Consider the following 6,122-nt stretch of genomic DNA (forward strand, 5'->3'; position numbering starts at 1 on the left):
GGTGCGGGCACGGCGGCAGGCAACGCCATGGGCGGCCGCGGCGGCGGTCTGATCGGCGCGGCGCTCGGCGGCGGCGCGGGCGCGGCATTGGGCGGCAATGTTTCGCGCTCGAATTCGTACGCGGACGACTACAGCCGCGGCTATAACGGCCGTCGCGGCAAGCATCACAAGCATCATCGCCACGACTGACGTTCACGCGTCGGCATGCTGTCTGCGCGCGCCTTTCATCGCATCGAGCACGGTCCTTGAATGCGATGGATGCGCGCAATGATCACGCACGTCGCAGAGGCGCCGCTTTCGGCGTCCGCGCGCTCGCGCGCCGCTTCGCCGGCCCGAGCGCGCATCCAAACGCGAAGCGACGCGTCCTCACCCTGCGCGGGTGCGTCGACTAAGGCTTCAGGACCACCTTGATGCACCCGTCCTGCTTATCGCGGAAGGTTTCGTACATCTGCGGCCCGTCCGCCAGATTCATCCGGTGCGTGATGACGAAGGACGGATCGATCTGTCCTTCTTCGATGCGCTTGAGCAAGTCGTCGCTCCATCGATTGACGTGCGTTTGCCCCATGCGCCAGGTGAGACCTTTGTTCATCGCCGCGCCGAACGGAATCTTGTCGATCAGTCCGCCATACACGCCCGGCACCGAGAGCACGCCCGCCGGACGGCACACGTAGATCATCTCGCGCAGCACATGCGGCCGGTCGGATTCGAGCATGACGGCCTGCTTGATTCGATCGTAGATGCCGTCGAACGAGCGCGTCGCGTGCGACTCCATGCCGACGGCATCGATACACTTCTCGGGGCCTTTGCCTTCTGTCAGATCGCGCAAGCGGTCGAGCACGCTTTCGTCCTTGAAGTTGATCGGGATCGCGCCCGCCGCCTGCGCCATCGCAAGCCGCTCGGGAACGTGATCGATGACGATGACCTGTCGCGCCCCCAGCAATATCGCGCTGCGGATCGCCATCTGCCCGACGGGGCCCGCGCCCCAGATCGCGACGGTGTCGGTCGGTTCGATTTCGCAATTGACCGCGGCCTGCCATCCGGTCGGGAAGATGTCGCCGAGAAAGAGCACCTGTTCGTCGGAAAGGCCATCGGGAATCTTGATATGGGTCTTGTCCGCGAACGGCACGCGCACGTATTCGGCCTGTCCGCCCGCATAGCCGCCTGTCAGATGCGTGTATCCGAAGAGGCCGGCCGTCGTATGACCGAAGAGTTTGTCGGCGGCGTCCTTGTTCCGGTTCGAGCGTTCGCAAACGGAGAAATTGCCCCGCTTGCATTGATCGCATTCGCCGCAGATGATCGTGAACGGCACCACGACACGATCGCCCACTTTGAGGGCGGTGTTATCACGGCCGACTTCGACCACTTCGCCCATGAATTCGTGACCCATCACATCGCCCGATTCCATGCCGGGCATGAAGCCATCGAACAGATGGAGGTCCGAGCCGCAGATCGCGCAAGTCGATACCTTGATGATCGCATCGCGGCCGTGCTCGATCACGGGGTCCGGAACGGTGTCGTAACGGATGTCTTTCTTGCCATGCCAGATGAGTGCCTTCAAGGTCGCCTCCTGCGGATTGATCCGATCGTCGGATAGGTGCGTCGTCGCTGCCATTCGACTTGCGCAACGCGTATTCCCGCCGAGGCATGGCACATGCACATGCACGCTTGAACGATTCCTCCGACATCAAGGATAAAGCGCGATGACAAACGGTATGGCCGACCTCTTCCGGCGTCTGACGGCAGGCGTCCATGTGATCGGCGTGGCGGACGGTGCGACCAAGAACGCGTTTACGGCGAGCTCGGTCATGCAGGTCTCATTCGACCCGCTGCTCGTTGCGATCGCAATCAATCCGGCGCATGCGTCCTATCGGATACTGCAACGCGGACGCGCGTTCTCCATCAACGTGCTGCGTTCGGATCAGCAGACGTTGGCCGCGCACTTCGGGACACAATCGGGCCGCACGATCGACAAGCTGTCGTCGACGCCTTGGAAAACCGGCCGAAGCGGCGCGCCGATACTGCCCGATGCGCTGGCGTATTTCGACTGTCAGGCTATCGGCGATATCGAAGCCGGGGATCATCGCCTCGTGACAGGCAGCGTGATAGACGGTGCGGTGCTTTCTCCCGAAGCGCAGCCGTTGATCTATGCCGCGACGGAAGATCTGGACCGGAGCGCGCAGCTCTACGCCAAGTCGTTCAACGAATCGAAGTAGAAGTTACGCTTGCGGCGGCCGGTGACGAAGCGCGTCGCATGCTGGGTCGAGATTCGTTCATGGATCGATCAGGGAAAGCGGGTTCTCATTTCAGATCGGCCGGCACCTTGCCGCCGTTCTCCGCGAGCTTCGTCATGACCTGCTTGTGCAGCCAGATGTTCATCGTGGCGGAGTCGTCGGTGTTGCCGGTGTAGTGCAGTTCTTGCGCCAGCGCCTTGCGCGATTCGAGACTGCTATCGAGATCGAGCAGCTTCAGCAGATCGACGATGGACGATCGCCAGTTCAGCGCCGCGCCGTTTTGCTGCTGCTTTTGCGTGAGGATCGCAATGACGTCCACTTCGGGCAATGGCGTGACCGGTGGCCGTGCAGGCTCGACGCCGGGCGTTGCGGGCGTGCCGGCGGCGCCGCTCGCCGAACCCAGAGGCGTGCTGGTCGGATTGCCCGATGACGTCGTGCTCGATGGCGGCGCCGCATTGGGTGCCGCAGGCGGCACGGTCCCGCCGGAAGCGGTCGCCGCCGGATGGTCGTGCGGAAAGATCTTGTTCAATATGTTCGAGAAGATGCTCATGTTTTCCTCTGTGCGTCAGTGATGTCGATGTTCCGCGCATCGCGCATCGAGCGTGCCGCGCGTCTCGTCATGCGACGGGCCCGTGTACGAAGTAACGAAGCAATGGCGCAAAGGTCATCGCGTCGGTCGGCTTCGCGCAAAACGCGTCGAATCCCGCTTGCTTCGCGCGTTGCAGATCGGCCTCGCTTGCTGCCGCCGAATGGGCGATAAGAATGGTCCCGGACGTGTTCGCGTCCGCGCGAAGGCGGGCGGCGACTTCGAGCCCGGACATGTCGGGCATCCAGATATCCAGCAGGACGACTTCCGGTTTGCATCGCGTGGTCGCGTCGATTGCGCCGAGGCCGCCGTAGACGGCATCGGCATCGAATCCGCACACGGCCAGAACCATGCTGATGGCGTCGGCCGTATCCACATAGTCGTCGACGACGAGCACGCGCGGCGTGCCGGGCGCGGTTTTCGTTCTACGTGTCCAGATCGCGCATTTCGGTACCAGGTATTCGCTCACGGCACTCATGATTCGTTGGCGCATCGATAACGCTCGAACGGCGCTGCCCCGAGCCGGAGCAGCGCCGCGGGTCTTACACTTCGTTCGCCTTTCCAGCGCCCAGGTCGGCGCCGGTGGTCGGATCGGCGGACGGATCCGAAGCCGTGCGCGATGCCATCGCCTGCAGCACTTCGACATCGCGTTCGGTCACGGTCACGGTGGCCGCTCCGTCGCCGCCATCGACGGCCGGTTGCGGATCTTCGACGAACTTCCAGTCGCCGCCTTCGTTCCACGGCCCGCGCGCGTCATTGCCCTTCGACATGTTGAAGTACACGCTCGTGAACTCCGGCTCGCCCGGCAGCTTGCCTTGCGGGAAGTTCGGCTGAATCGAATGAAGCGCCTTTTCAAACGACTTCTGATGCGCGATTTCGCGCGTCATCAAAAAGCCCAGCGCTTCCTTGATGCCCGGATCGTCCGTCACGTTGATGAGACGCTCATAGACGATCTTCGCGCGTGCCTCAGCGGCGATATTCGAGCGCAGGTCGGCCGTCGGTTCGCCGATGGTGTCGATATAGGCAGCGGTCCAGGGCACGCCCGCGGAGTTGGTGAGGGCAGGGCCGCCGCCATAGAGCAGCGCGGTGGTGTGCGAATCGTTGCCGCCGCCCGTGAGCGAGCGATACAACTCGGCTTCCGATTCCACTGCTTCCGCGAGCTGGCCCTTTGCGCCCTTGTTCAGCATCGCGACGATCGAGCCGATCACTTCGAGATGGCTCAGTTCTTCGGTGGCGATATCGAACAACAGGTCCTTGCGGCCCGGATCGTCTTCGCCGACAGCTTGCGTGAAGTACCGGCACGCGGCAGCCAGTTCGCCCTGCGGCCCGCCGAACTGCTCGAGCATCAGATTGGCGAGACCCGGATTGGGCGCGCTCACGCGGACGGTGTATTGCAGACGCTTGTTATGCACGAACATTGCATGGCTCCTTTTAGGGCGCACGAAACCCTTCACGGTCCCGGCGCGAATCATCAAGGTTGGACGGTTATGCTCGCAGCGACCAAGAGGACGTCGAAGGCGTCGGTTACGGTCATGCTGCTGCAAGCCTCAGCGCGATGCATCGCGCTGGCGTATCGCGGGGGAAAGCCGCGTCGTGGAATGGAAGGCCGGCTGTCCGGATCGAAGTCCGCGGCATCGGCCTGAATGGGAATCAGCAACGCGTATGCCACGCGATCCAACTGACTTCGAAGGAGCGGGCATCGACGATGCTTGATGCCGAGCGGATGAATCAACGGAGACAACCATGAACGTCAAGTCGCTTATGGGACGAACCTTCGCGTGGCCCGCACGCACGTTCAAACGTTTCAGCGCGGATCGTGCTGCGCCGATGGCCGCGAGCATCGCGTTCTATTCAGCGTTCTCGCTCGCGCCGACGCTCGTCATGGTGATCGCCGTCGCGGGCCTCGTGTTCGGCGCGGAGGCCGCTCGCGGTCAGCTCTTTCATCAGATCAACGGCATGCTCGGCAAGGATGCCGCCGCGAGCGTGCAGGCGATCGTCGAGCACGCGCATCAGAGCGGCGGAAGCGGCATTGCCGCGGTGATCTCGTTCGTACTGCTGGCCGTGGGCGCATCGGCGACGTTTTCATCGTTGAACACGGCGCTATCGATCATCTGGCCGAAAAGCGGCAGAGAAAAATCGGGCGTCGCCACGCTCGTCAAGGTTCGGCTGATCTCGTTCGGTCTCGTGATGGGCGTCGCGTTCCTGCTGATCGTGTCGCTCGTACTGGACACCGCCGTGCAGGCAGCGGGCAAATGGGTGTTCGGGGAATCGCCTCTCGTCGTCATCGGCGACATCGTGCAGTTCGTGCTCGGTCTCGCGATCCTTTCGTGCGCTTTCGCCGCGCTGTTGAAGTATCTGCCCGATGGTCACGTACCGTGGCGCGATGCGCTCGTAGGCGGCGTTATCTCCGCGGTGCTGTTCTCGGTCGGCAAGAAGCTGTTCGCGCTCTATCTCACGCATGCCGGGACCGCGAGCGCATTCGGCGCGGCCGGCTCGCTCGCCGTGCTCCTGATGTGGCTGTATTTCGCGGCAGCCGTCATGCTGCTGGGCGCGGAAGCCGCTGCAACGCGAGTCGAGGCGCGCGAAGGCAAGACCGACGAATCGAACGAGAAGCGCGAGCCTCATGCAGCGCCGGCGACGAACGTGCCCGCCACGACACGTCCGCAAACCGCGCCCGCGATGCAAACGCGCCCGAGCGTCGCGCCGAACGGTTCGCCGGTGATTGCGAAGGTAATCGGTGCGGTAAAAGCGAACCCGAGTCGATTCGCAATCGCCGCGGCAGGCGCGACGCTCTTCGTGTTCGCGAGGGGCGGACATCGACATCACACGGAAAGACGTTACTGAGCAACTTCGGCACGGCGGATGCTGCGAAACGCGTGAGCGTTCGGCAAGGAGCCACACATGCAAGGGCATTTCGACGACCTGATGAAGCGGGCCATCTATTCAGGCTCCGCTGCGGGACTGGCTTCGGCTTGCGCCGCGTCGACCGCGGCCGTTCGCGCGGGACACGAGCCATACGCGGCGATCAACGCCGTATCCCATTGCTTATGGCCGAGAGCAATCTGGCATGAAGAACCGAGCTTCAGATACAGCGCGTTCGGCGCAACCATTCACATGGGAAGCGCGGCTTTCTGGGGCGTGTTGTTCGAGTCGTTATGCGGACCGCGTTCCCGGCCGGCGACGATCGTCGCCGCCGCCGCGACGACCGCCCTCGTCGCCGATGTCGTCGATTAACACCCCCTGCCCAAACCACTCACGCCCCGCTTCGAAGCTCATCTGTAGAAGCGCTCGCTCGCGATGACCTA

General features: G+C 63.2%; 7 protein-coding genes and 1 pseudogene. 4 read left to right on the forward strand and 4 right to left on the reverse strand.

The features are described 5' to 3' along the window. Nucleotides 1-189: pseudogene (locus tag NCS02_RS33795) on the forward strand (hypothetical protein); the annotation flags it as partial. Between the two features lie 199 nt (nt 190-388). On the opposite strand, the gene NCS02_RS33800 reads toward NCS02_RS33795, so the two are convergent. Next, complete coding sequence (locus NCS02_RS33800) at nt 389-1,558, reverse strand: zinc-dependent alcohol dehydrogenase (RefSeq protein ID WP_250520519.1); 1,170 nt, start codon at nt 1,556-1,558, stop codon at nt 389-391. Between the two features lie 142 nt (nt 1,559-1,700). On the opposite strand from NCS02_RS33800, the gene NCS02_RS33805 reads away from it, so the two are divergent. After that, entirely contained in the window at nt 1,701-2,213 is a 513-nt protein-coding gene (locus NCS02_RS33805) for a flavin reductase family protein (protein ID WP_033535646.1), read from the forward strand. Nucleotides 2,214-2,298: 85 nt separating this feature from the next. On the opposite strand, the gene NCS02_RS33810 is transcribed toward NCS02_RS33805, so the two are convergent. The 3 genes from NCS02_RS33810 to NCS02_RS33820 form a co-directional block, all read right to left on the reverse strand. Next, nucleotides 2,299-2,781: a DUF3597 domain-containing protein gene (locus NCS02_RS33810; protein ID WP_175982181.1), complete on the reverse strand. Its 483-nt coding sequence runs from the start codon at nt 2,779-2,781 to the stop codon at nt 2,299-2,301. 67 nt (nt 2,782-2,848) lie between these two features. After that, complete coding sequence (locus NCS02_RS33815; RefSeq protein ID WP_235366132.1) at nt 2,849-3,310, reverse strand: response regulator; 462 nt, start codon at nt 3,308-3,310, stop codon at nt 2,849-2,851. A gap of 49 nt (nt 3,311-3,359) precedes the next feature. Then, nucleotides 3,360-4,235, reverse strand: coding sequence for a manganese catalase family protein (locus tag NCS02_RS33820; protein WP_008345754.1), 876 nt, complete (start codon nt 4,233-4,235; stop codon nt 3,360-3,362). Nucleotides 4,236-4,560: 325 nt separating this feature from the next. Between NCS02_RS33820 and NCS02_RS33825 the strand changes: the two genes are divergently transcribed. Further along, the gene (locus NCS02_RS33825) at nt 4,561-5,661 is read left to right on the forward strand and encodes a YihY/virulence factor BrkB family protein (protein ID WP_250504458.1); all 1,101 of its coding nucleotides are present in this window, start codon (nt 4,561-4,563) and stop codon (nt 5,659-5,661) included. Nucleotides 5,662-5,718: 57 nt separating this feature from the next. Next, nucleotides 5,719-6,051, forward strand: coding sequence for a hypothetical protein (locus NCS02_RS33830; RefSeq protein ID WP_250523633.1), 333 nt, complete (start codon nt 5,719-5,721; stop codon nt 6,049-6,051). Nucleotides 6,052-6,122 lie beyond the last annotated feature (71 nt).

The sequence above is a fragment of the Caballeronia sp. NCF2 genome (genome assembly GCF_023631205.1).
GTDB classification, from domain to species: domain Bacteria; phylum Pseudomonadota; class Gammaproteobacteria; order Burkholderiales; family Burkholderiaceae; genus Caballeronia; species Caballeronia zhejiangensis.

Excerpts from the sequence above, each read along its gene's own strand:
- NCS02_RS33805 (WP_033535646.1), top strand. The coding sequence starts at position 1,701 with ATGACAAACGGTATGGCCGACCTCTTCCGGCGTCTGACGGCAGGCGTC.
- NCS02_RS33820 (WP_008345754.1), bottom strand. The coding sequence starts at position 4,235 with ATGTTCGTGCATAACAAGCGTCTGCAATACACCGTCCGCGTGAGCGCG.
- NCS02_RS33810 (WP_175982181.1), bottom strand. The coding sequence starts at position 2,781 with ATGAGCATCTTCTCGAACATATTGAACAAGATCTTTCCGCACGACCAT.
- NCS02_RS33815 (WP_235366132.1), bottom strand. The coding sequence starts at position 3,310 with ATGCGCCAACGAATCATGAGTGCCGTGAGCGAATACCTGGTACCGAAA.
- NCS02_RS33825 (WP_250504458.1), top strand. The coding sequence starts at position 4,561 with ATGAACGTCAAGTCGCTTATGGGACGAACCTTCGCGTGGCCCGCACGC.
- NCS02_RS33830 (WP_250523633.1), top strand. The coding sequence starts at position 5,719 with ATGCAAGGGCATTTCGACGACCTGATGAAGCGGGCCATCTATTCAGGC.